Genomic DNA, 18,664 nt, shown 5'->3' on the forward strand with positions numbered 1-18,664 from the left:
GTTGTCACGAAGGGCGGCCCAAGGTGATCTGGTGCACCGACATGCGCCCCGACTCGAAGGCCAGCCCGCCCCCCACCAGATAGAGCCGCCACACCCGGGCGACCTCCTCCCCCACCAGGGCCACCGCCTCGTCGTAGCGGGACTCGAAGGTGTCGTACCAGGCCCGGACGGTCTTGGCGTAGTCCTCCCGCATGCCCTCGACGTGGAGCACCTCGAAGCCGGCGTCCTCGAACATGGCGACGGTCCGGCCGACGGGGCGCATGTGCATGTCGGGCGCGATGTAGCGCTCGATGAACGGGCCGCCGCCGGGGGCGTTGGCCCCGCGTGACATCTGCTGGACGACGACGCGGCCGCCGGGACGCACCAGAGCGAACAGGGCCGAGGCGTAGACGGGATAGTTGTCCTCGCCGACGTGTTCGCCCATCTCGATGGAGGAGATCGCGTCGTAGGGGCCGTCGGAGACGTCGCGGTAGTCCTGCAGCCGGACCTCGCCGCCGCGGGCCCGGACGAACGCCTGCTGCTCGGCGGCGATCGTGACGCCGACCGACTCGGCGCCGTATCCGGCCGCGTGCAGCACCATCGACCCCCAGCCGCAGCCGACGTCGAGGTGCCGCGTCCCCGGCCCGAGGCCGAGTTTGGCGCACACGAGGTCGAGTTTGCGGCGCTGGGCCGAGGCGAGGTCGTCTCCGGGCGCCCACTTGGCGCACGAGTAGGCCATCGAGGGGTCGAGGATCAGCGAGTAGAAGTCGTTGGACAGGTCGTAGTGGTGGGCGATGGCGTCGCGGTCGCGGCCGCGGGTGTGCCGGCGGCCGCGCAGCCGCGCCTCGCTCACGGGGACGGGCGGGCGCGGGCCGGCGACGCCGAGCCCGAGGAGGGTACGCGCCCCGCGCGCCAGTTCGGCCATCCCGGGGCCGCCCGCGCCTGCGGCCCACACCCGGCGGAACCCCTCGGCCAGGTCGCCCTCGACGTCGAGATGGCCGCTGACGTAGGCCCGCGCGAGCCCGAGTTCCCCTGGCGCCCACAGCAGGTGCCGCAGCGCCATGGGCGATCTCAGCACCACGACGGGCGCGTCGGCGGGACCGGCGAAGCCGCCGTCCCACGTGCGCAGCCCGACGGGCAGTTCGCCCCCGAACAGCCCGGCTACCGTGTCGGCCAAACGGCCGGCGACGAGCGTCACGACCCACCCCTCTCCAGAACGAACTGCCGCACGTTCAGATAGCCCGACCGGAAACCGGCCTCCGAATACGCCAGGTAGAAAGTCCACATCCGGTGGAAGACCTCGTCGAAGCCGAGCCGGGAGATCTCCGCCCGGCGCGAGCGGTAGCGCTCCCGCCACAGGCGCAGCGTCTCGGCGTAGTCGCCGCCCATCTCGTGGTGTCCGGCGATCCGCAGCGGCCCGAGGTTCCGCTCGATGGCCGGGACGCTCGGCAGCAGCCCGCCCGGGAAGATGTACTTCTGGATCCACGTGTACGTGTGCCGCGAGGCCACCAGACGATCGTGCGGCATCGTGATCGCCTGGAGGCCCACCCGCCCGCCGGGGGCCAGCAGCCGGTCGAGCGTGGCGAAGAAGACCGGCCAGTAGCGCTCGCCCACCGCCTCGATCATCTCCACGCTGAGCACCGCGTCGTACGACCCGGCCGCCTCCCGGTAGTCGCACAGCTCCACGGAGACCCGGCCGGACAACCCGGCGGCGGCCACCCGCTCCAGGGCGAACACGCGCTGCTCGGCCGAGACGGTGATCGTCCGGACCGTGGCGCCCCGCTCGGCGGCCCGGATCGCCAGCGCGCCCCAGCCGGTCCCGATCTCCATCACCGTGGAGCCCGGCCCGACCCGGGTCTCGTCGAGCAGCCGGTCGATCTTGGCGTGCTGGGCCGCCTCCAGGTTCTCCCAGGTGGCGTCCCCGCGGAACAGGGCGGCGGAGTAGGTCATAGACGGGTCGAGGAACTGCGCGAACAGGTCGTTCGACAGGTCGTAGTGGCGCTGGACGTTGCGCCGGGCGTTCTCCACGGTCCCCTCTTCCGAGCGGGGGTGCCGGCGTGCCCACACGCCGCGCAGCCGCTGCAGGGGCGCCGGGATCAGCGACGCCAGTTGCGTCGCCATCACGGTCAGCACCCCGGCGAGGTCGTCGGCCTCCCAGTCGCCCGCCATGTAGGCCTCGCCGAAGCCGATCAGCCCGTCGGCGCCCACCCGGGAGAAGAAGTCCTCCGCCCGCACCACCCGCATGAGGGGGCCGGAGGGGGCGCCGAGCAGCTCGCCGTCGGGCATCAGGACCCGCAACGGCAACCGCGCCACCGCGTCGCGGAACAGGCGCCGGACCACCCGCACCCGCAGGGGCGACCGTGGGGGCGTGAGGGCGATGGCGTGCGTCATCTCGTTTCTCTCTTTCGGGGTACGACGGGCAGCCCGCGCAGGTAGAGGGCGATGCCCTGACGCCGGATCCGCGCCCCCACCAGCAGGGGCGCGAGCCGCAGCCGGTTGCGCGGCGTCGGCGCCACCCGCCGCCCGCGCACCGTCGCCACGAACGGCCTCCCCTCGGGACGGTGCAGCGTCACCGCCAGGTCGAGCCGCTCGCCGGGGCGCGGCAGCCGGAGCGTGTAGTGGCCGTCGACGGGGTGGAAGGGCGAGACGTAGAACTCCTTGTCCGTCTCGGCGCGGCCGTGGGCGTCGGGGCGGAGCAGGTAGCGGTGGCGTCCGCCGTAGGTGTTGCGCACCTCGGCGACCACGACGCCGGTGTCGCACCAGTAGACGGTCAGGGGGTTGAAGACGTAGCCGAGGGTGCGCCGCCCGGCGAGCATGACGACCCCGCCCGCGCGCTCGCCGTGTCCGGCGAGGAAGGCGTCGAGCCCGGCGCGGGCGTCCGGGTCGAAGCCGCGCGGCGGATCGTCGGGGTCCACCAGCCACAGGTAGCCGTCGTAGGTGAACGCGTGGCGCAGCGGCGAGGAACGCACGTGGGTGATGGAGCAGCGGTACAGGACGGGTGTCACCAGCGTGCCCCCAGGTTCCCGGCGGCCGTCAGCCCGGACCGGCAGCCGTCCTCGTGGAAACCCCATCCGTGGTACGCCCCCGCGAACGCCACCCGGCCGTCCGACAGTCCCGGCAGCAGTCTCCGCAGAGCGACCGTCTCGGGGGTGTAGACGGGGTGCTCGTAGTCCATCCGGGCGATGACGTGTCCGGCGGGCACGTCGTCGCCGAGGGTGACCAGATACCGGGTTCCGGCCGGCAGCCGCTGGAGGCGGGTCATGTCGTAGGAGACGCGTACGGACGAGGGTTCGGCGGCGCAGCCGGACATGCGGTAGTTCCACGACGCCCGCGCGCCCCGGGCGCGGGGCAGCACGCTCGTGTCGGTGTGCAGCACCGCCGGGTTGCGGGAGTAGCGGAGGCCGCCCAGGACGCGCCGCTCCAGGTCCGTGGGGGCCGCCAGGAGGGCGAGGGCCTGCCCGGGGTGGGTGGCGACGACCGCGGCGTCGTAGGAGGCGGTCTCGTCGCCGTCGTCGCGGATCTCGACCGCGTCGGCGTGCCGCCTCAGTTCCCGTACGGGGGTCGCGGTGCGCACCGCCGTGAGCCCCTTGGCCACCTTCTCGACGTAGGTGCGGCTGCCGCCCGTGACCGTCCGCCACACCGGGCTGCCCGAGACGCCGAGCATGCCGTGGTTGGCCAGGAAGGTGAACAGGTAGCGCGCCGGATAGCGCAGGGCGGTAGCGGGCGGGCACGACCACACGGCGGCCACCAGCGGGGTCACGAAGTGCCGGACGAAGTAGGCCGGGAAACGCCCGACGACCTCGCCGAGGGTGCGGTCGTCGTCGGTGGCGAGGAGCGCGCGGGCCATCCGGTGGAACCGGGGCACGTCGGCCAGCATGCGCAGGTAGGCCGCCGAGGGCCGGCGGGCCAGGAGCCCGGCGACGCCCTTGCCGCCGGCGTATTCCAGGCCGCAGCCGTCGCAGCGCACCGACATGCTCATGTCGGACTCCTGCGTGGCCACCCCCAGCTCCCGGAACAACCGCGTCAGAAGGGGATAGGTGCGGTCGTTGTGGACGATGAACCCGCTGTCGACCGCCAGCCCCGCCACGTCGTGGGTGTGGGCGTGCCCGCCGAGCCGGTCATCGGCCTCGTAGAGCGTCACGTCGTGCGTGGCACGCAGCACGTGCGCGGCGGTGAGCCCCGCCACGCCGCTGCCGATGATCGCTACCCTCCGGCGCACCCGACCTCCCTTTATGAGGTCCTTCGGAGCTAAGGGCCCTTCGGTTTGGGGTGAACCGGAGTTTTTCCCGGGGCGCGTGGGGGAAGCGGGCCGGAACCCGCGATCACGCCAAACCCCGCCCACGGCCGGGGCCGATGGGGCAGAGTGATGGCACTGCACACGGTTGGAGCACCGCCATGAACGCCAAGAAGTTACTCACGTACGCCGCCATCGCCTTCGTGATCTTCTATCTGTTCACCCAGCCGCAGGGGGCCGCCGGCGCCGTGCGCGGCGTGTTCGACGCCATCGGCGACGGGGCCCAGTCGCTCGCCTTGTTCTTCAACTCACTCTTTGCCTGAACCGGGGTGTGCGTTGACCGTGGTCGCGCGTGCCGGAAGGTCCTCCTCTCTATCCGGCTAGTTATGATCACTGGTGTCGCCGGGTAGAAAAATCCGGGACACATACCGCAGGAGGCCCCCCAATGCAGGTCAAGAAAGTGCTCACGTACGCAGGCATTGCGTTCGTGGCCTTCTACCTCTGGACTCAGCCGTCAGCCGCGGCCGGCGCTGTCAGGGGAGTGTTTGACGGTGTCACTTCCGGCGCCAACTCGCTGGCCACCTTCTTCAACGGCGTGCTCAACCAGTAGCGCCGTCCGCGGTTCCCTCGTTTCCGGCGCCCACGGATGATCATCTAAAGGGGGGCTTCGGCGCGCGCTGACCGGGCGTCCGGACTCCCCCATGCGAAACTGGTCTGATGAGTGACCTGATCGCGGTGACCGGGGCGACCGGCGGGCTCGGCGGGCGGATCGCCCGGCGACTGGCTCAGGCCGGAGTCCGGCAGCGGCTGGTCGTCCGCGACCCGTCCCGGGCTCCCCAGCTCGACGGCGCGGAGATCGCCCAGGCGTCCTACGAAGACCCGGCCGCGTTCGCGGCGGCCCTCGACGGCGCCGGGGTCCTCATGTTGATCTCGGCGACCGAGAATCCCGACCGCGTCGCCCTCCACACGGCGGTGGTCGACGCGGCGGTGGCGGCGGGCGTTCCCCGCATCGTCTACACCTCGTTCCTCGGAGCGGGGCCCGAGTGCACGTTCACCTTCGGCCGGGACCACTGGCACACCGAACGTCACATCGAAGAGACCGGAGTCGGTTTCACCTTCCTCCGGGACAGCCTCTACCTCGACTTCCTCGAGAACATGATCGGCGACGACGGCGTCATCCGCGGCCCTGCCGGCGAGGGCCGCTTCGCCCCCGTGGCCCGCGACGACGTCGCGGCGGTGGCCGCCACGATCCTCCAGGACCCGGCCGACCACCAGGGCGTGACCTACGACCTCACCGGCCCCGAGCTCCTCACGATGACCGAGGTCGCCCGCATCCTGTCCGAGGCGAGGGGCACGCCGGTGACCTTCGCGAACGAGACCCTCGACGAGGCCTACGCCTCGCGCGAGCGTTACGGCGCGCCCGAGTGGGCGGTGGCGGGCTGGGTGACGTCCTACGCGGCGGTGGGGGCGGGCGAGCTCGACGTGGTGACCGACCACGTCGAGAAGGTGACGGGGCACCCTCCGCTGAGCCTGGCCCAGGTTCTCCGCGCCTGAACGTCGATTTCGGCATCGCCCGTTCGTGTAGGAGGCGAGACCGAAAGGGGCCGCCATCGATGGGCGAGATCGTTGTGACCGAGAGTGTGACGCTGGACGGCGTGATGCAGGCGCCCGGCCGGGCCGATGAGGACACCAGGGACGGCTTCCGGCACGGCGGCTGGGCCGGGCCCTACGCCGACCCGGTGATGATGCGGGTGATGGGCGCGGGCATGGCCGCGACCGGGGCGATCCTGTTCGGGCGCCGGACCTATGAGGACTTCTTCGCCGTCTGGCACGGGCGGACCGACGGGAACCCGTTCACCGCGAAACTGGACGGTACCCGCAAATACGTCGTGTCCAGGACGATGGGCGAGCCGCCGGTCTGGGAGAACACCATCCTGCTCAAGGACGTTCCGGCCGTCCAGGCCCTCAAGAAGGAGCTCGACCACGACATCGCGGTGCTCGGCAGCGGGGAGCTGGTCCGGGCGCTGCTCGCGCACGGGCTCGTCGACCGGCTGGTGTTGTCGGTCCATCCGCTGGTACTCGGGGCCGGACGGCGGTTGTTCCCCCCGGACGGGCGGCCGGCGACGTTCCGGCTGGCAGAGAGCGTGCCGACCGGCACCGGTGTGGTCATCGCGACGTACGAGGTGGAGTGACGTGAAGAACTACCTGCTCGGCATGTACCAGCCCGAGGGGCCCGTCCCCGGGCCGGAGATCATGGACAGGGTCATGGCCGAGGTCGGCGCCCTGCGCCGGGAGCTGGAGTCGGCCGGCTCGTGGGTCTTCGGCGACGGCCTGCACGACCCGGCCACCGCCACCGTGCTGCGGGCCTCGGGGAACGAGGTGCTGATGACCGACGGGCCGTTCGCCGAGGGCAAGGAGCACCTCGGCGGGATCGTGATCCTCCGAGCCGCCGACCTCGACGCCGCGCTGGAGTGGGGACGCCGGTACGCCGAGGCCGTCGGCCTGCCCGTCGAGGTGCGGCCGTTCGCGACCGAGGCCGGCGACTGAGCGGGATCGAGCGGGCCTTCCGCGACGAGTACGGCCGCGCGGTGGCCCTGCTCGTCCGGCTGGCCGGGGACGTCGACGTCGCCGAGGAGGCGGTCCAGGAGGCGTTCGCGGTGGCGGCCGAGCGGTGGCCGCGTGACGGCACGCCGCCGAGCCCGGCGGGCTGGCTCATCACCACGGCCCGCAACAAGCTGATCGACCGCAACCGCCGGGAGGCGGCCCGGCCCGGCCGGCATGCCGAGGCGCTCCTCCTGCACGCCCCCGACGAGCCCGCCGAGGAGGGCGCCGTGCCCGACGACCGGCTGCGCCTGATCTTCACCTGCTGCCATCCCGCCCTGGGCGAGGGCGCGCGGATCGCGCTGACGCTGCGGCTGCTGGGCGGCCTGACCACCGGGGAGATCGCGCGGGCGTTCCTGGTCGGCGAGGCCACGGTGGCCCAGCGCATCGTGCGGGCCAAGGCCAAGATCCGGGACGCCCGGATCCCCTACCGGGTGCCGTCCGACGCCGATCTGCCGGGGCGGCTGAGCTCGGTGCTCGCCGTGGTGTACCTGATCTTCAACGAGGGCTACCTGAGCGGTTCCGGCGACCCGGTGCGCGACGACCTGTGCGCGGAGGCGATCCGGCTGGGGCGGCTGCTGGCCGAGCTCATGCCGGACGAACCCGAGGTCCTCGGGCTGCTGGCGCTGATGTTGCTGATCCACTCCCGGCGGGCCGCCCGCGTGACGCCCGGGGGTTCGCTGGTCCTGCTGGCCGACCAGGACCGCGTCCTGTGGGACCGTGACCTGATCGCCGAAGGTCAGGCCCTCGTCCGTCGCTGCCTGCGGCGCAACCGGCCGGGCCCCTACCAGATCCAGGCGGCGATCAACGCCGTGCACAGCGACGCCCCGACCGACTGGCGGCAGGTGGTGCGGCTCTACGACCAGCATTTGGCCCTGGCCCCCACGCCCGTGGTGGCCCTGCACCGCGCCGTCGCCGTGGCCGAGGTCGACGGCCCTGCCGCGGCCCTCGGCCTCCTCGACGACCTGGATCTCGACAGTCACCACCTCTTCCACGCCGTCCGGGCCGACCTGCTACGCCGCCTGGGCCGCGACGAGGAGGCCGCGCACGCGTACGAGGCCGCCCTCGACCGCACGGAGAACCCGGCCGAGCAGGAGGTCCTGCGCGGACGGCTGGCCAAGCTTCACCCCCGGGAGAAGTAGTCAGCCCCGCACACGGGAAGCGCGGCAAAAGGCCGGGCGTCGTCCATACGACGCCCGGCCCCGCGACACGTCCTACCTGACGGGGTGGCCCGCCTCGCGGAGGGTGTGCTTCACCTCGCCGATCTTCAGTTCGCCGAAGTGGAAGACGCTCGCCGCCAGCACCGCGTCGGCCCCCGCGTCGATCGCCGGTGGGAAGTCCTCGAGCGTCCCTGCCCCGCCCGAGGCGATCACCGGCACCGTCACGGCCGCCCGCACGGCCTTGATCATCTCGATGTCGTAGCCGTCTTTGGTGCCGTCGCCGTCCATCGAGTTCAGCAGGATCTCGCCCACGCCGAGTTCCTGGCCGCGCGCGGCCCATTCGACCGCGTCGATGCCGGTGCCCCTGCGGCCTCCGTGGGTGGTCACCTCGAAGCCCGACGGGGTCGGCGGGCCGTCGACGACGCGGCGGGCGTCGACGGACAGGACGATGCACTGCGAGCCGAACCGCCAGGCCGCCTCGCGGAGGAACTCCGGCCGGGCGATGGCGGCCGTGTTGATGCCGACCTTGTCGGCGCCGGCCCGCAGGAGGCGGTCGACGTCGTCGTTGGTGCGGACTCCCCCGCCGACGGTCAGCGGGATGAAGACCTGTTCGGCGGTCCGCCGGACCACGTCGTACATGGTCGAGCGGTCGGAGCTGGAAGCGGTGATGTCGAGGAAGGTCAGTTCGTCGGCGCCTTCGGCGTCGTAGCGCCTGGCGAGTTCGACCGGGTCTCCGGCGTCGCGCAGGTTCTCGAAGTTGACGCCCTTGACGACCCGGCCCGCGTCGACGTCCAGGCACGGGATCACGCGCACGGCCACGGTCATGACCGGTAGGCCTCCACTTCCACCTCGACCAGCATACGCGGGTCGATCAGGCCGGCCACGCGCACCGACGTGCAGGCCGGGCGGACCTCCCCGAACAGTTCGCCGTGGGCCTCGCCGACGGCGTCGAAGTCGTCCTGGCTCACCACGAACAGCCGGGTGCGGACCACGTCGGAGAGCTCGGCGCCGGCCTTCTCCAGGGCGTCGAGGGCGACGCCGAAGGCGGTCAGGGTCTGCTGGTAGGCGTCGCCGACGTGCTGGACCTCACCGCCGATGGTGGCGGTGCAGCCGGAGACCAGGACGTGGTTCCCGGCGACGACGGCGCGCGAGTATCCGTAGCGTTCCTCCCACGGACCGCCCGAGGAGATGCGGGTGGGGGTCATGCTCTCACCGCCGCGAGTGCCTCTTCGAGCGTGAACGCCTGGGCGTAGAGGGCCTTGCCGACGATGGCGCCCTCGACGCCGAGGCCGACCAGGCCGTTCAGGGCGCGGAGGTCGTCGAGGCTGGAGACGCCGCCGCTGGCGATGACCGGCTTGTCGGTACGCGCGCACACCTCGCGCAGCAGGTCGAGGTTGGGGCCGCGGAGGGTGCCGTCCTTGGTCACGTCGGTGACGACGTAGCGGGGGCAGCCGTCGGCCTCCAGGCGGTCGAGGACCTCCCAGAGGTCGCCGCCCTCCTGGGTCCAGCCGCGGGCGGCCAGGGTGGTGCCGCGGACGTCGAGGCCGACGGCGATGCGGTCGCCGTACTCAGCGATGATCTTGGAGCACCACGACGGGTTCTCCAGGGCGGCGGTGCCGATGTTGACGCGGCGGCAACCGGTGGCAAGGGCGGCCTCCAGGGAGGCGTCGTCGCGGATGCCGCCGGAGAGCTCGACCTGGACGTCGAGCTTGGCGACGACCTCGGCGAGCAGCTCACGGTTCGAGCCACGGCCGAAGGCGGCGTCGAGGTCCACCAGGTGGATCCATTCGGCCCCGGCGTCCTGCCAGGCGAGGGCGGCGGCGAGCGGATCGCCGTACGAGGTCTCCGAGCCCGCCTCGCCCTGCACCAGGCGGACCGCCTGGCCGTCGGCCACGTCCACGGCGGGCAGCAACACGAGTGACATCTGTTCAGGACCTCCGGTCGAAGAGAACGGTGACGAGCACCGGGACGATCAGGATGGACAGGCCCAGCACCGCGAGCCGCGCCATCATGTCGAGCGTGAGCCAGGCGATGACCTGGACCAGCAGGAACAGGACGAGCATGGCCGCGTTCTGGGCGCGGCGGCGCCGGGCCAGCACTCCGCCCTGCCGGGCCACTCTGACCGGCTTGGGCAACACGGCCGTGATCCGGCCGCGCAGTTCCCGCCGCCTGGCCGTCCTGGCCTCGCGGCGGGCCCGTTCCTCCGCCAGGCGGGCCTTCTCGGCCTCCCTCTCGGCCCGGCGTCTGGCCCGCTCCTTGCTCATGAGAGGGTGTTCAGCCAGTTCCGGAGCAGGGTGGCCCCCGCGTCGCCGGACTTCTCCGGGTGGAACTGGGTGGCCATGAGCGGGCCGTTCTCGGCGGCGGCGACGAAGGACACCCCGTGGGTGGCCCAGGTGACCAGCGGCGCCTTGAACCCCTCGTCGTGGGGGACGAGTTCCCACTCCCGCACCCCGTAGGAGTGGACGAAGTAGAAGCGGGTGTCGGCGTCGAGGCCGGCGAACAGGACCGAGTCGCCGGGCGCGGTGACCGTGTTCCACCCCATGTGGGGCAGCACGGGCGCGTCGAGGCGCTCGACCGTGCCGGGCCACTCGCCGCAACCCTCGGTGTGGACGCCGTGCTCGACGCCCTTCTCGAAGAGGATCTGCATGCCGACGCAGATCCCGAGCACCGGCCGGCCGCCGGCCAGCCGCCGGGCGACGATCTGCTCGCCGCGCACGCCCCGGAGCCCGGCCATGCAGGCCGCGAAGGCCCCCACGCCGGGCACCACGAGGCCGTCGCAGTTCAGCGCCTCGTCGAAGTCGGCGGTCACCGTCACGTCGGCGCCGACGCGCGCCACGGCGCGTTCGGCCGACCGCAGGTTGCCCGAGCCGTAGTCGAGGACGACGATGTTCTTCTTCACTGCCACCACATCACTCCCGCCGTCAGGGCCAGCGCGGACAACGCGCCGGTCACCACCGCGGCCAGCTTCAGCTTCTGCTTGGCGAAGGAGACCACCCCGCCGATCATGAAGAGGCCGATGAAGATCATGGCGCTGGAGGAGAAGTTCACAACACGCCCTTGGTGCTGGGCACCCCGGTCGCCCGGGGGTCGAGCTCGGTGGCCGCGCGCAGCGCCCGCGCCAGGGCCTTGAACTGCGCTTCGACGATGTGGTGGGCGTTGCGGCCGTAGGGGACGCGGACGTGCAGGCAGATCGAGGCCGAGGCGACGATCGACTCCAGGATGTGCCGGGTCATCGTGGTGTCGTAGTCGGGCCCGATCATCGGGGCCATGTTCTCGGGCTCGCTGTGCACGAGGTAGGGCCGGCCCGAGAGGTCGACGGTGACCTCGGCGAGCGACTCGTCGAGCGGGCACGACGCGCTGCCGAACCGCCGGATGCCCGACTTGTCGCCGAGCGCCTGTTTGAGCGCGGCGCCGAGCGCGATCGCGGTGTCCTCGATCGTGTGGTGGGCGTCGATGTGCAGGTCGCCCTCGGTCTTGACGGTCAGGTCGAACAGGCCGTGCTTGCCGAGCTGGTTGAGCATGTGGTCGAAGAACCCGACGCCGGTCGCGATCTCGACCTCGCCGGTGCCGTCGAGGTCGATCTCGACCAGGACGGACGTCTCCTTCGTCGTGCGTTCGATGCGCCCGACCCTCATGAGAGGACCCCTTCCAGGGCGGCCCGGAAGGCCGCCATCTCTTCACTCGTGCCGATCGATACGCGCAGCCAGCCGGCGGGCCCGGTCTCGCGGATCAGGACACCGCGGTCGAGTACGCCCTCCCACACCGCGTGACGATCCGGAAACTTACCGAATAGCACGAAATTGGCGTCGGAGTCAGCCACAGACAGGCCACGTTGCCGTAGCCAGGTCACGGTCGCGTCGCGCTCCTGCCGCAGCGCCTCGACCGTGCCGAGGAGTTCGCCCCGGTGCGCCAGCGCGACCCGGGCCGCGACCTGGGTCAGCGTCGAGAGGTGGTAGGGCAGCCGCACCAGCAGCAGCGCGTCGATCACCGCCGGGTCGGCGGCCAGATAGCCCACCCGCGCCCCGGCCATCGCGAACGCCTTCGACATGGTCCGCGTGACGATCAGCCGAGGGTGGCGGGGAAGCAGCGTCAGCGCCGAGGGGGTGCCGGTCCGGGCGAACTCGAAGTAGGCCTCGTCGACGATCACCATGCCCGGCGCGGCGGCCAGGACCCGCTCGATCACCGGGAGCGGCAGGGCGGTGCCGGTCGGGTTGTTGGGCGAGGTCAGGAAGACCACGTCGGGCCGGTGCTCCTCGATGAGGGCGACCGCCCGGTCGGGGTCGAGCGAGAAGTCCTCTTCCCGGCCGCCCTCGATCCAGCGGGTGCTGGTGCCGGCCGCGATGATCGGGTGCATCGAGTAGGACGGCTCGAAGCCGATCGCCGACCGCCCGGGGCCGCCGAAGGCCTGGAGGGCCTGCTGGAGGATCTCGTTGGACCCGTTGGCCGCCCAGAGCTGGCTCGCGGTCAGGCCGTGGCCGAGGTAGTCGGCCAGGTCCTTGCGCAGCTCGACCGCGTCGCGGTCGGGGTAGCGGTTGAGGCTCGCGGCCCCCTGGCGGACCGCCCTGGCCAGGTCGTCGAGCAGGGCCTCGGACGGCGGGTAGGGGTTCTCGTTGGTGTTGAGCTGCACCGCCACGTTGAGCTGGGGCGCACCGTAGGGGTGCTTGCCGCGCAGGTCGTCGCGGATGGGCAGGTCGTCGAGCGTGGTCATGAGCCGGGAATCTCCCAATCGAACCGGGCGCGGATCGCGGCGCCGTGGCCGGGCAGGTCTTCGGCGTCGGCCAGCGCGCACACCAGCGGCGCGGCCTCGGCGAGCGCCTCGCGGTCGTAGTCGACGACGTGCACGCCCTTGAGGAACGTCTGCACCGACAGGCCCGAGGAGTGACAGGCGCAGCCGCCCGTGGGCAGCACGTGGTTCGACCCGGCCATGTAGTCGCCGAGCGAGACGGGCGCGTGGGCCCCCACGAAGATCGCGCCGGCGTTCCTGATCCGGGACGCCACCAGGGCGGCGTCGGCGGTCTGGATCTCCAGGTGCTCGGCGGCGTAGGCGTCGACGACCTTGATCCCGTCGTCGATCGAGGAGACCAGGACGATGCCCGACTGCCGGCCGGCCAGCGCCTCGGTGATGCGCTCGGTGTGCTTGGTGCGGGCGACCTGGGCCTTGAGTTCGACCTCGACCGCGTCGGCCAGCTCGGCCGAGTCGGTGACCAGGACGGCGGCGGCCAGGGTGTCGTGCTCGGCCTGCGAGATCAGGTCGGCGGCGACGTGGACGGGGTCGGCGGTGGCGTCGGCGAGGATCGCGATCTCGGTCGGGCCGGCCTCGGAGTCGATGCCGATGCGGCCCTTGAGCAGCCGCTTGGCCGCCGCGACCCAGATGTTGCCCGGCCCGGTGACCATCGAGGCGGCGGGGCAGTCCTCGGTGCCGTACGCGAACATCGCGACCGACTGCGCCCCGCCGACGGCGTAGACCTCGTCGACCCCGAGCAGCGCGCAGGCCGCCAGGATCGTCGGGTGGGGCAGCCCGTCGGGCTTCTGGGGCGGCGAGGCCACCGCCATCGACGGCACCCCGGCCTCCTGGGCGGGCACCACGTTCATGATCACGCTGGACGGGTAGACGGCCAGGCCGCCGGGCGCGTAGAGGCCGACGCGGTCGACCGGGATCCAGCGCTCGGTGACGGTGCCGCCCGGGACGACCGTCGTGGTGACGTCGGTCCGGCGCTGGTCGCGGTGGACCAGGCGGGTGCGGCGGATAGCCTCTTCGAGGGCGGCGCGGACCTGCGGATCGAGCGTCTCCAGGGCGGTGTTCAGGGCCTCGGCGGGGACGCGGGCGGTGGGGAGGTCGAAGCCGTCGAACCGACGGGTCAGCTCCCGCACGCCCTCCGCGCCTTGATGGCGCACCTTCTCGCAGATGGGCCGCACCTTGTCGAGGGCGGTCTCCACGTCGAGCTCGGCGCGGGGCAGCACGTCGCGCAGGTTCCCCGGCAGGGGCCCGCGCAGGTCGATACGGGAAATCACCCGAACAGTCTACGGACGGCCGGTCCGGAATCCCGCGATGTCCATCATGCGGACATTCGGGGCAGCCGACCCAAATGTAGCCAGTGGAGCGATCCTATCCTTTGCCATAAATAGGATGAGGCGGGTGACGACGATCTCCCCACCCCTCCCGGTCCCGGCGCGCGACCGCCTCGTGCCGCCGCAGCCCGGCAGCGTGTTGTGGGGGTGGCTCGCCCCGTTGATCGTCACGGTGTTCGGCGGATTCCTGCGGTTCGTGAACCTCGGCAGGCCGCACGAGGTGATGTTCGACGAGACCTACTACGCCAAAGAGGCGCTGTCGCTGCTGCGGTTCGGCGTCGAGACCAAGAGCGTCGAGAAGCCCGACCCGGCCCTGCTGGCGGGCGGCGACGGCGTGTTCCGGACGTGCGCGCGGGTCGCCGAGTGCGGCGACTACGTGGTGCATCCGCCGCTCGGCAAGTGGATGATCGCGCTGGGCGAGTGGATGTGGGGCGTCAACCCGTTCGGCTGGCGCTTCATGGCGGCCGTGGCCGGGACGTTGTCGATCCTGATCCTGGCCCGCACCGCCCGCCGGATGACCCGCTCGACGCTGCTGGGCTGCTTCGCCGGCTTCCTGCTCGCCGTCGACGGCATGCACATGGTCATGTCACGGGCCGCGCTGCTCGACATCTTCATGGCGTTCTGGCTGGTGGCGGCGTTCGCCTGCCTGGTGACCGACCGCGACCACATGCGGACCAGGCTGGCCGAGTGGCACGCGCGGGCGATCCCCGGCGACTTCGGGCCCTATTTGGGCCGGCGGCCGTGGCGGCTGCTGGCCGGCCTGGCCCTGGGGGCGGCCACGGCGACCAAGTGGACGGGCGCGCTCTTCGTCATCGGGTTCCTGGTGCTGACGCTGTGCTGGGACGCGGGGGCGCGGCGGTCGATCGGGTTGCGCAGGCCCTATCGCGGGTCGTGGAAGCGGGACCTGCCGCTCGCCGTGGCCTGGATGTGGGTCGTGCCGGTGGTGGTCTACCTGGTGTCGTACACGGGATGGTTCGCGAGCGAGCGCGGGTGGGGGCGCGACTGGGCGCAGGCCACCGACCACGGCTGGGCGTTCTTCGTGTTCGACTCGATCAGGTCGCTGGTGTCCTACCAGCTCCAGGCCCTGTCGTTCCACACCGGGCTGGCCGCCGGGCACAGTTACGCCACCGAGCCGTGGCAGTGGCCGCTGCAGTACCGGCCGGTGCTGCTCCACTACAGCTCGCCCAAGGGGTGCGGGGCCGACTCGTGCTCGTCGGCGATCTACGCGGCGGGCACCCCGATCCTGTGGTTCGCCGGGCTGGCGGCGATGGTCGCGATGTTGTCGTGGTACACCGCCACGCGCGACTGGCGGGCCGGGGCGGTGCTGCTCGGCTACGCCACCGGCTGGTTGCCGTGGTTCTACTACGCCATCGCCGACGACCGGACGATGTACCAGTTCTACGCGCTGCCGATGGTGCCGTTCATGATCCTGGCGCTGACCCTGGTGGCCGGCATGGCGCTCGGCAAACGCGACGCGAGCCCGGCCCGCCGGTCGCGGGGCGCGGTGGCGGTCGGCGTGTTCGGGCTGCTGGTGCTGGCCAACTTCGCCTGGCTGCAGCCGATCCTGACCGGCGACACGATCCCCTATGAGGGCTGGCGGTCGCGGCTGCTCTATTCGTCGTGGGTGCCGCCCCAGTAGATCGGGGTGGTCACCACGTTCAGCCCGTTTCCCCGGAAGTGGAGCCGGAACCGGCCGGGCGGGATCGGGGAGATCCGGAACCCGCCCACCTCGTCGACCGGCAGGCCCGGCCCCGGCCCGGCGCCCGTGACGACGCGGACCTCTCCTTCGGCCGGCGGGTCGAGCTGGCCCAGCAGGGCGTCGCCGCTGACGCCGAGCTCGATCACCAGGCCCGACTCGGTCTGGAACGCCAGGTCGCGCAGCGCGGCCACCTCGTCGGCCCGGACCAGCGGCTCGGCCGCGCCCGGCGAGCTGAGCTCGGCCAGCTCGGCGTCGACCAGCCGCCAGGTGTAGATCGCCCACCCCATCTCGACCAGCCCGGGAGGCACCGGGTCGGCGGCCCGCAGCGCGGTCGCCAGCTCCTCCATGAGGGCGTCGTCACGCATGGCAGTCTCCTCCCTCGTGCCCTACGGGGCCGCAGGCGGGCGGCCCGTCTGGACACTACAGGGTGAGCTCGGCGAGCACCTCGTCGGCGGATTCGGCCACGATCAGGTCGGCCGCCGCGCGGGCCGAGATGTTCCGCGCGACCGAGCGGGCGGCGATCTCGCCGACCACGGCGGCGCACGCGAAGGAGGTGCCGCTCCAGGTGGCGTACCCGGTGAACCGCAGTTTGTCCTGTACGGCCACCTCGCCGGTCAGCAGCCGCTCCACCACGTCGACCTCGCCGGTGAGGTAGGTGCTGGTCACCGCCAGGCCGTCGGCCAGCACGTTGACCCACGGGACCTTCGGGCTGAACTCGGCGCCCCGCGCGCCCACGGCGACGACGTCGGCGCAGGCCGCGGGCCAGACCGGGGTGACCTCGGTGATCCCGGCCGCCCGCCGCCGCCGCGTGGGCCTGCCGTGGTTGCCGGCCGCCGCGACCAGCACGATCGTGGGCGAGAGCCGCTGCACGGCCCGCTCCAGCACGGTCGGCGGCCGGTTGTCGTGGGTGGTGCAGCCGAACGACATGTTGAGCACCCGCACGTCGGTCTTCAGGAAGCCCACCATGGCCTTGGCCACCGACCACGACGAGACCTCGACGCCCCTGTTGTCGAGGATCGACCGCATGACCAGGACCGCGTCCGGGGCGTGCCTGAGGATCACGCCCGCGACGAAGGTGGCGTGGCCGACGGGCGAGGGGTGCGGGGCCGTGCCGGTGTAGATGTCATCGGCCGAGGCGAGGAAGCGGCCCTCCAGGTCGGGGTGCGGGACGATCTTGGAGTCGAGGATGCCGACGTGCGGCCCGACGCCGGGGGCGGTCAGCCGGGCCAGGTCGGCGTGGCCGGCCGGGGTCAGCTCGTCGGGCCGGCCGCCGCCGGTGTAGGGCGAGCCCTGGACGCCGTCGAGCAGCCGGTTCTTGGCCATCGGGGGCGACCAGCCATCGTAGTTCTCCTCGAAGGAGGTGCGGAGGGCGTACAGGACGAGGTCGAGGGCGGGGACCGGCTCGCCGGGGTCGTACTGCCCCTGCCGTGACCGGCGGACGCCCTCCAGGAAGCCCTCGGCCAGCGCCGTCTCGATGGCGGCCAGGTCGGGCAGCTCGCAGAGGGTGAGGCCGAGTTCGGGGCTGGTGTCGATCTCCCGCCAGGTGTGGCCGGTGAGGGCGGTGAGGCGGTTCAGGACCAGCGTCTGATATCGCCGGTCGACGACGAGCTGGTCGACCTTCCAGGCCTCGGTGTCACTTCGGTAGACGCCGCCCGGGTCGGTGAAAGGCATGGGATCTCCCTCGCATGATTCGCCACTTCCGTTTGATGAGCGGGCACTCACCCGTTTGATACATCCCGCGCGCAAATGGAGTGGAAAACTGCGACGGGTGACGACGACCCAGGATCCGGCGCGGGCTGTGCTCATGCTCGCCGAGGCCGATCCGGGCCGGGCGGTGCTCGTCGCGGCGGAAGTGGCCGCGCGCGCCCGGGACCGGGGTGACCTGGCGGCCCTGTCGCGGGCCGAGCGGGCGCTGGGCATCGCCGCCGTCCACCTCGACGACCTGGCGACGGCGGCCCGGCACCTGCGGGCCGCGATCCGCACCGCGGGCCGGGCCGGGTCGCCCGAACTGGCCGCCGAGGCGCGGATCCGGATGGCGTTCGTGACCAGCATGCGGGGCCGCCCCCGGCAGGCGCTCGCCGACCTGGAGGCCCTGCTGCCCGGCCTGCACGGCGGGTTGCGGGCCCGCGCCGAGGCCCAGCGCGCCGCCGTCTTCAACCACCTCGGGCGGCACGCCGACGCGCTGGCCGCCTACCGCCAGGCCGTCCCCGTGCTGCGGCGGGCGCATGACCACGTGTGGCTCCAGCGGGTGTTGTCGAACCGCGGCATCGTGTACGGCTACCGCCACGAGTTCGCCGCCGCCGAAGCCGACTTCCACGAGGCCGAGGACCTGTGCGCGGCCCTCGGGCTCGACCTGTCGCTCGCCGTGGTGCGGCTGAACCTGGGCTGGGTGCGGGGGGTGCGCGGCGACGTGCCGGGGGCCCTGCGCTACCTCGACCTGGCCGAGAGCCGCTTCCGCGACCTCGGCACCCACCAGCTCGGCTGGTTGCTCAGCGACCGGTCGGAGCTGCTGCTGTCCGTCGGCCTGACCGCCGAGGCCCGCGCCGCCGCCGAGGAGGCGGTCGCGGAGCTGCGCCGCCGCCGCCGCGCGATCGTCCTCCCGGAGGTACGCCTGCTCCTGGCCCGCGCCGCCACCCTGGAGGGCGACCACGAGCGCGCCGTCGAGGCGGCCCGGCGGGCGGCCCGCGAGTTCGGCGCCCAGCAACGCCCCGAGTGGCGCGCCCTGGCCGCGTTCGTGGTGCTGCGATCACGCCTGGCGGCCGGGCACGCGGGCGTCTCGGCGGCCCGGTTCGCGGCCATCGCGGAGGAACTGGGCCGGGCGGGCTGGACGGCGGCGTCGGTGGAGGCGCGGCTGCTGGGCGCCCGCGTGGCGCTGGGCGCCGCGCCGGCGCGGCGGGCCCGCGCGCTCGACCTGCTCACCGT

At 72.6% G+C, this 18,664-nt stretch carries 23 protein-coding genes; 8 read left to right on the top strand and 15 right to left on the bottom strand.

All coding sequences use genetic code 11. The features are described from left to right. Positions 1 to 4: 4 nt before the first annotated feature. From AW273_RS28990 to AW273_RS29005, 4 genes are read right to left on the bottom strand one after another with little or no spacing between them, the layout of a single operon-like run. Entirely contained in the window at positions 5 to 1,177 is a 1,173-nt protein-coding gene (locus AW273_RS28990) for an SAM-dependent methyltransferase (protein ID WP_062354870.1), read from the bottom strand. Then, positions 1,174 to 2,370: an SAM-dependent methyltransferase gene (locus AW273_RS28995; protein ID WP_062354873.1), complete on the bottom strand. Its 1,197-nt coding sequence runs from the start codon at positions 2,368 to 2,370 to the stop codon at positions 1,174 to 1,176. Before AW273_RS28995 ends, AW273_RS28990 begins: the two co-directional genes overlap by 4 nt. Beyond that, positions 2,367 to 2,984, bottom strand: coding sequence for a DUF1365 domain-containing protein (locus tag AW273_RS29000; RefSeq protein ID WP_062354875.1), 618 nt, complete (start codon positions 2,982 to 2,984; stop codon positions 2,367 to 2,369). Before AW273_RS29000 ends, AW273_RS28995 begins: the two co-directional genes overlap by 4 nt. Then, positions 2,981 to 4,198: an NAD(P)/FAD-dependent oxidoreductase gene (locus tag AW273_RS29005; RefSeq protein WP_062354876.1), complete on the bottom strand. Its 1,218-nt coding sequence runs from the start codon at positions 4,196 to 4,198 to the stop codon at positions 2,981 to 2,983. Before AW273_RS29005 ends, AW273_RS29000 begins: the two co-directional genes overlap by 4 nt. Before the next feature lie 176 nt (positions 4,199 to 4,374). Here AW273_RS29005 and AW273_RS38165 point away from each other — a divergent pair, with 176 nt between their 5' ends. The 6 genes from AW273_RS38165 to AW273_RS29025 all read left to right on the top strand — a co-directional run bounded on the left by AW273_RS38165 (position 4,375) and on the right by AW273_RS29025 (position 7,956). Further along, positions 4,375 to 4,536, top strand: coding sequence for a hypothetical protein (locus AW273_RS38165; protein ID WP_170991080.1), 162 nt, complete (start codon positions 4,375 to 4,377; stop codon positions 4,534 to 4,536). Positions 4,537 to 4,658: 122 nt separating this feature from the next. Continuing rightward, entirely contained in the window at positions 4,659 to 4,823 is a 165-nt protein-coding gene (locus AW273_RS38170) for a hypothetical protein (protein WP_169806250.1), read from the top strand. A gap of 107 nt (positions 4,824 to 4,930) precedes the next feature. Further along, positions 4,931 to 5,767: an SDR family oxidoreductase gene (locus AW273_RS29010; RefSeq protein ID WP_062354879.1), complete on the top strand. Its 837-nt coding sequence runs from the start codon at positions 4,931 to 4,933 to the stop codon at positions 5,765 to 5,767. 59 nt (positions 5,768 to 5,826) lie between these two features. Next, positions 5,827 to 6,405 (top strand): dihydrofolate reductase family protein, encoded by a 579-nt coding sequence (locus AW273_RS29015; protein ID WP_062354882.1) that lies wholly within the window; start codon positions 5,827 to 5,829, stop codon positions 6,403 to 6,405. Position 6,406: 1 nt separating this feature from the next. After that, entirely contained in the window at positions 6,407 to 6,760 is a 354-nt protein-coding gene (locus tag AW273_RS29020) for a YciI family protein (RefSeq protein ID WP_062354885.1), read from the top strand. 41 nt (positions 6,761 to 6,801) lie between these two features. Then, on the top strand, positions 6,802 to 7,956 hold the full coding sequence (locus tag AW273_RS29025; protein ID WP_232327653.1) for an RNA polymerase sigma factor: 1,155 nt from the start codon (positions 6,802 to 6,804) through the stop codon (positions 7,954 to 7,956). A gap of 72 nt (positions 7,957 to 8,028) precedes the next feature. On the opposite strand, the gene hisF is transcribed toward AW273_RS29025, so the two are convergent. The 9 genes from hisF to hisD are packed head-to-tail and all read right to left on the bottom strand — an operon-like array spanning position 8,029 to position 13,986. Further along, positions 8,029 to 8,799, bottom strand: coding sequence for an imidazole glycerol phosphate synthase subunit HisF (gene hisF / locus AW273_RS29030; RefSeq protein WP_062354888.1), 771 nt, complete (start codon positions 8,797 to 8,799; stop codon positions 8,029 to 8,031). Then, a complete protein-coding gene (locus tag AW273_RS29035; RefSeq protein WP_062354891.1) occupies positions 8,796 to 9,179 on the bottom strand; it encodes a RidA family protein in 384 nt (127 codons plus the stop codon). Before AW273_RS29035 ends, hisF begins: the two co-directional genes overlap by 4 nt. Continuing rightward, the gene (gene priA, locus AW273_RS29040; protein WP_030450282.1) at positions 9,176 to 9,898 is read right to left on the bottom strand and encodes a bifunctional 1-(5-phosphoribosyl)-5-((5-phosphoribosylamino)methylideneamino)imidazole-4-carboxamide isomerase/phosphoribosylanthranilate isomerase PriA; all 723 of its coding nucleotides are present in this window, start codon (positions 9,896 to 9,898) and stop codon (positions 9,176 to 9,178) included. Before priA ends, AW273_RS29035 begins: the two co-directional genes overlap by 4 nt. A gap of 4 nt (positions 9,899 to 9,902) precedes the next feature. Then, positions 9,903 to 10,238: a hypothetical protein gene (locus AW273_RS29045; protein WP_062354894.1), complete on the bottom strand. Its 336-nt coding sequence runs from the start codon at positions 10,236 to 10,238 to the stop codon at positions 9,903 to 9,905. Continuing rightward, a complete protein-coding gene (gene hisH, locus AW273_RS29050; RefSeq protein ID WP_062354897.1) occupies positions 10,235 to 10,873 on the bottom strand; it encodes an imidazole glycerol phosphate synthase subunit HisH in 639 nt (212 codons plus the stop codon). Before hisH ends, AW273_RS29045 begins: the two co-directional genes overlap by 4 nt. After that, entirely contained in the window at positions 10,870 to 11,022 is a 153-nt protein-coding gene (locus AW273_RS38175) for a CG2302 family histidine operon protein (protein WP_198168422.1), read from the bottom strand. Before AW273_RS38175 ends, hisH begins: the two co-directional genes overlap by 4 nt. Further along, positions 11,019 to 11,609, bottom strand: coding sequence for an imidazoleglycerol-phosphate dehydratase HisB (gene hisB / locus AW273_RS29055; RefSeq protein WP_062354901.1), 591 nt, complete (start codon positions 11,607 to 11,609; stop codon positions 11,019 to 11,021). Before hisB ends, AW273_RS38175 begins: the two co-directional genes overlap by 4 nt. After that, positions 11,606 to 12,682, bottom strand: a complete 1,077-nt coding sequence (locus AW273_RS29060; RefSeq protein ID WP_062354904.1) for a histidinol-phosphate transaminase — start codon at positions 12,680 to 12,682, stop codon at positions 11,606 to 11,608. Before AW273_RS29060 ends, hisB begins: the two co-directional genes overlap by 4 nt. After that, positions 12,679 to 13,986 (bottom strand): histidinol dehydrogenase, encoded by a 1,308-nt coding sequence (hisD, locus tag AW273_RS29065; RefSeq protein WP_062354906.1) that lies wholly within the window; start codon positions 13,984 to 13,986, stop codon positions 12,679 to 12,681. The genes AW273_RS29060 and hisD overlap by 4 nt, the downstream gene beginning before the upstream one ends. 124 nt (positions 13,987 to 14,110) lie before the next feature. On the opposite strand from hisD, the gene AW273_RS29070 reads away from it, so the two are divergent. Next, the gene (locus AW273_RS29070; RefSeq protein WP_063910140.1) at positions 14,111 to 15,682 is read left to right on the top strand and encodes a dolichyl-phosphate-mannose--protein mannosyltransferase; all 1,572 of its coding nucleotides are present in this window, start codon (positions 14,111 to 14,113) and stop codon (positions 15,680 to 15,682) included. Here the strand turns inward: AW273_RS29070 and AW273_RS29075 are convergent. Continuing rightward, complete coding sequence (locus tag AW273_RS29075) at positions 15,655 to 16,107, bottom strand: hypothetical protein (protein WP_062354908.1); 453 nt, start codon at positions 16,105 to 16,107, stop codon at positions 15,655 to 15,657. The two genes, AW273_RS29070 and AW273_RS29075, sit on opposite strands and share 28 nt — an antisense overlap. A 55-nt stretch (positions 16,108 to 16,162) precedes the next feature. After that, positions 16,163 to 17,413, bottom strand: a complete 1,251-nt coding sequence (locus AW273_RS29080) for a S8 family peptidase (RefSeq protein ID WP_062354910.1) — start codon at positions 17,411 to 17,413, stop codon at positions 16,163 to 16,165. A 97-nt stretch (positions 17,414 to 17,510) separates the two neighbouring features. Between AW273_RS29080 and AW273_RS37555 the strand changes: the two genes are divergently transcribed. Continuing rightward, the coding region (locus tag AW273_RS37555; protein WP_198168416.1) for a tetratricopeptide repeat protein at positions 17,511 to 18,664 on the top strand (1,154 nt) is incomplete at its 3' end.

Origin of the sequence: Herbidospora yilanensis (assembly GCF_001570565.1) — a bacterium.
Classification (GTDB): Bacteria; Actinomycetota; Actinomycetes; order Streptosporangiales; family Streptosporangiaceae; genus Herbidospora; species Herbidospora yilanensis.

Excerpts from the sequence above, each read along its gene's own strand:
- AW273_RS28995 (WP_062354873.1), bottom strand. The coding sequence starts at position 2,370 with ATGACGCACGCCATCGCCCTCACGCCCCCACGGTCGCCCCTGCGGGTG.
- AW273_RS38165 (WP_170991080.1), top strand. The coding sequence starts at position 4,375 with ATGAACGCCAAGAAGTTACTCACGTACGCCGCCATCGCCTTCGTGATC.
- AW273_RS38170 (WP_169806250.1), top strand. The coding sequence starts at position 4,659 with ATGCAGGTCAAGAAAGTGCTCACGTACGCAGGCATTGCGTTCGTGGCC.
- AW273_RS29010 (WP_062354879.1), top strand. The coding sequence starts at position 4,931 with ATGAGTGACCTGATCGCGGTGACCGGGGCGACCGGCGGGCTCGGCGGG.
- AW273_RS29015 (WP_062354882.1), top strand. The coding sequence starts at position 5,827 with ATGGGCGAGATCGTTGTGACCGAGAGTGTGACGCTGGACGGCGTGATG.
- hisF (WP_062354888.1), bottom strand. The coding sequence starts at position 8,799 with ATGACCGTGGCCGTGCGCGTGATCCCGTGCCTGGACGTCGACGCGGGC.
- AW273_RS29035 (WP_062354891.1), bottom strand. The coding sequence starts at position 9,179 with ATGACCCCCACCCGCATCTCCTCGGGCGGTCCGTGGGAGGAACGCTAC.
- priA (WP_030450282.1), bottom strand. The coding sequence starts at position 9,898 with ATGTCACTCGTGTTGCTGCCCGCCGTGGACGTGGCCGACGGCCAGGCG.
- AW273_RS29045 (WP_062354894.1), bottom strand. The coding sequence starts at position 10,238 with ATGAGCAAGGAGCGGGCCAGACGCCGGGCCGAGAGGGAGGCCGAGAAG.
- hisB (WP_062354901.1), bottom strand. The coding sequence starts at position 11,609 with ATGAGGGTCGGGCGCATCGAACGCACGACGAAGGAGACGTCCGTCCTG.
- AW273_RS29060 (WP_062354904.1), bottom strand. The coding sequence starts at position 12,682 with ATGACCACGCTCGACGACCTGCCCATCCGCGACGACCTGCGCGGCAAG.
- AW273_RS29075 (WP_062354908.1), bottom strand. The coding sequence starts at position 16,107 with ATGCGTGACGACGCCCTCATGGAGGAGCTGGCGACCGCGCTGCGGGCC.
- AW273_RS29080 (WP_062354910.1), bottom strand. The coding sequence starts at position 17,413 with ATGCCTTTCACCGACCCGGGCGGCGTCTACCGAAGTGACACCGAGGCC.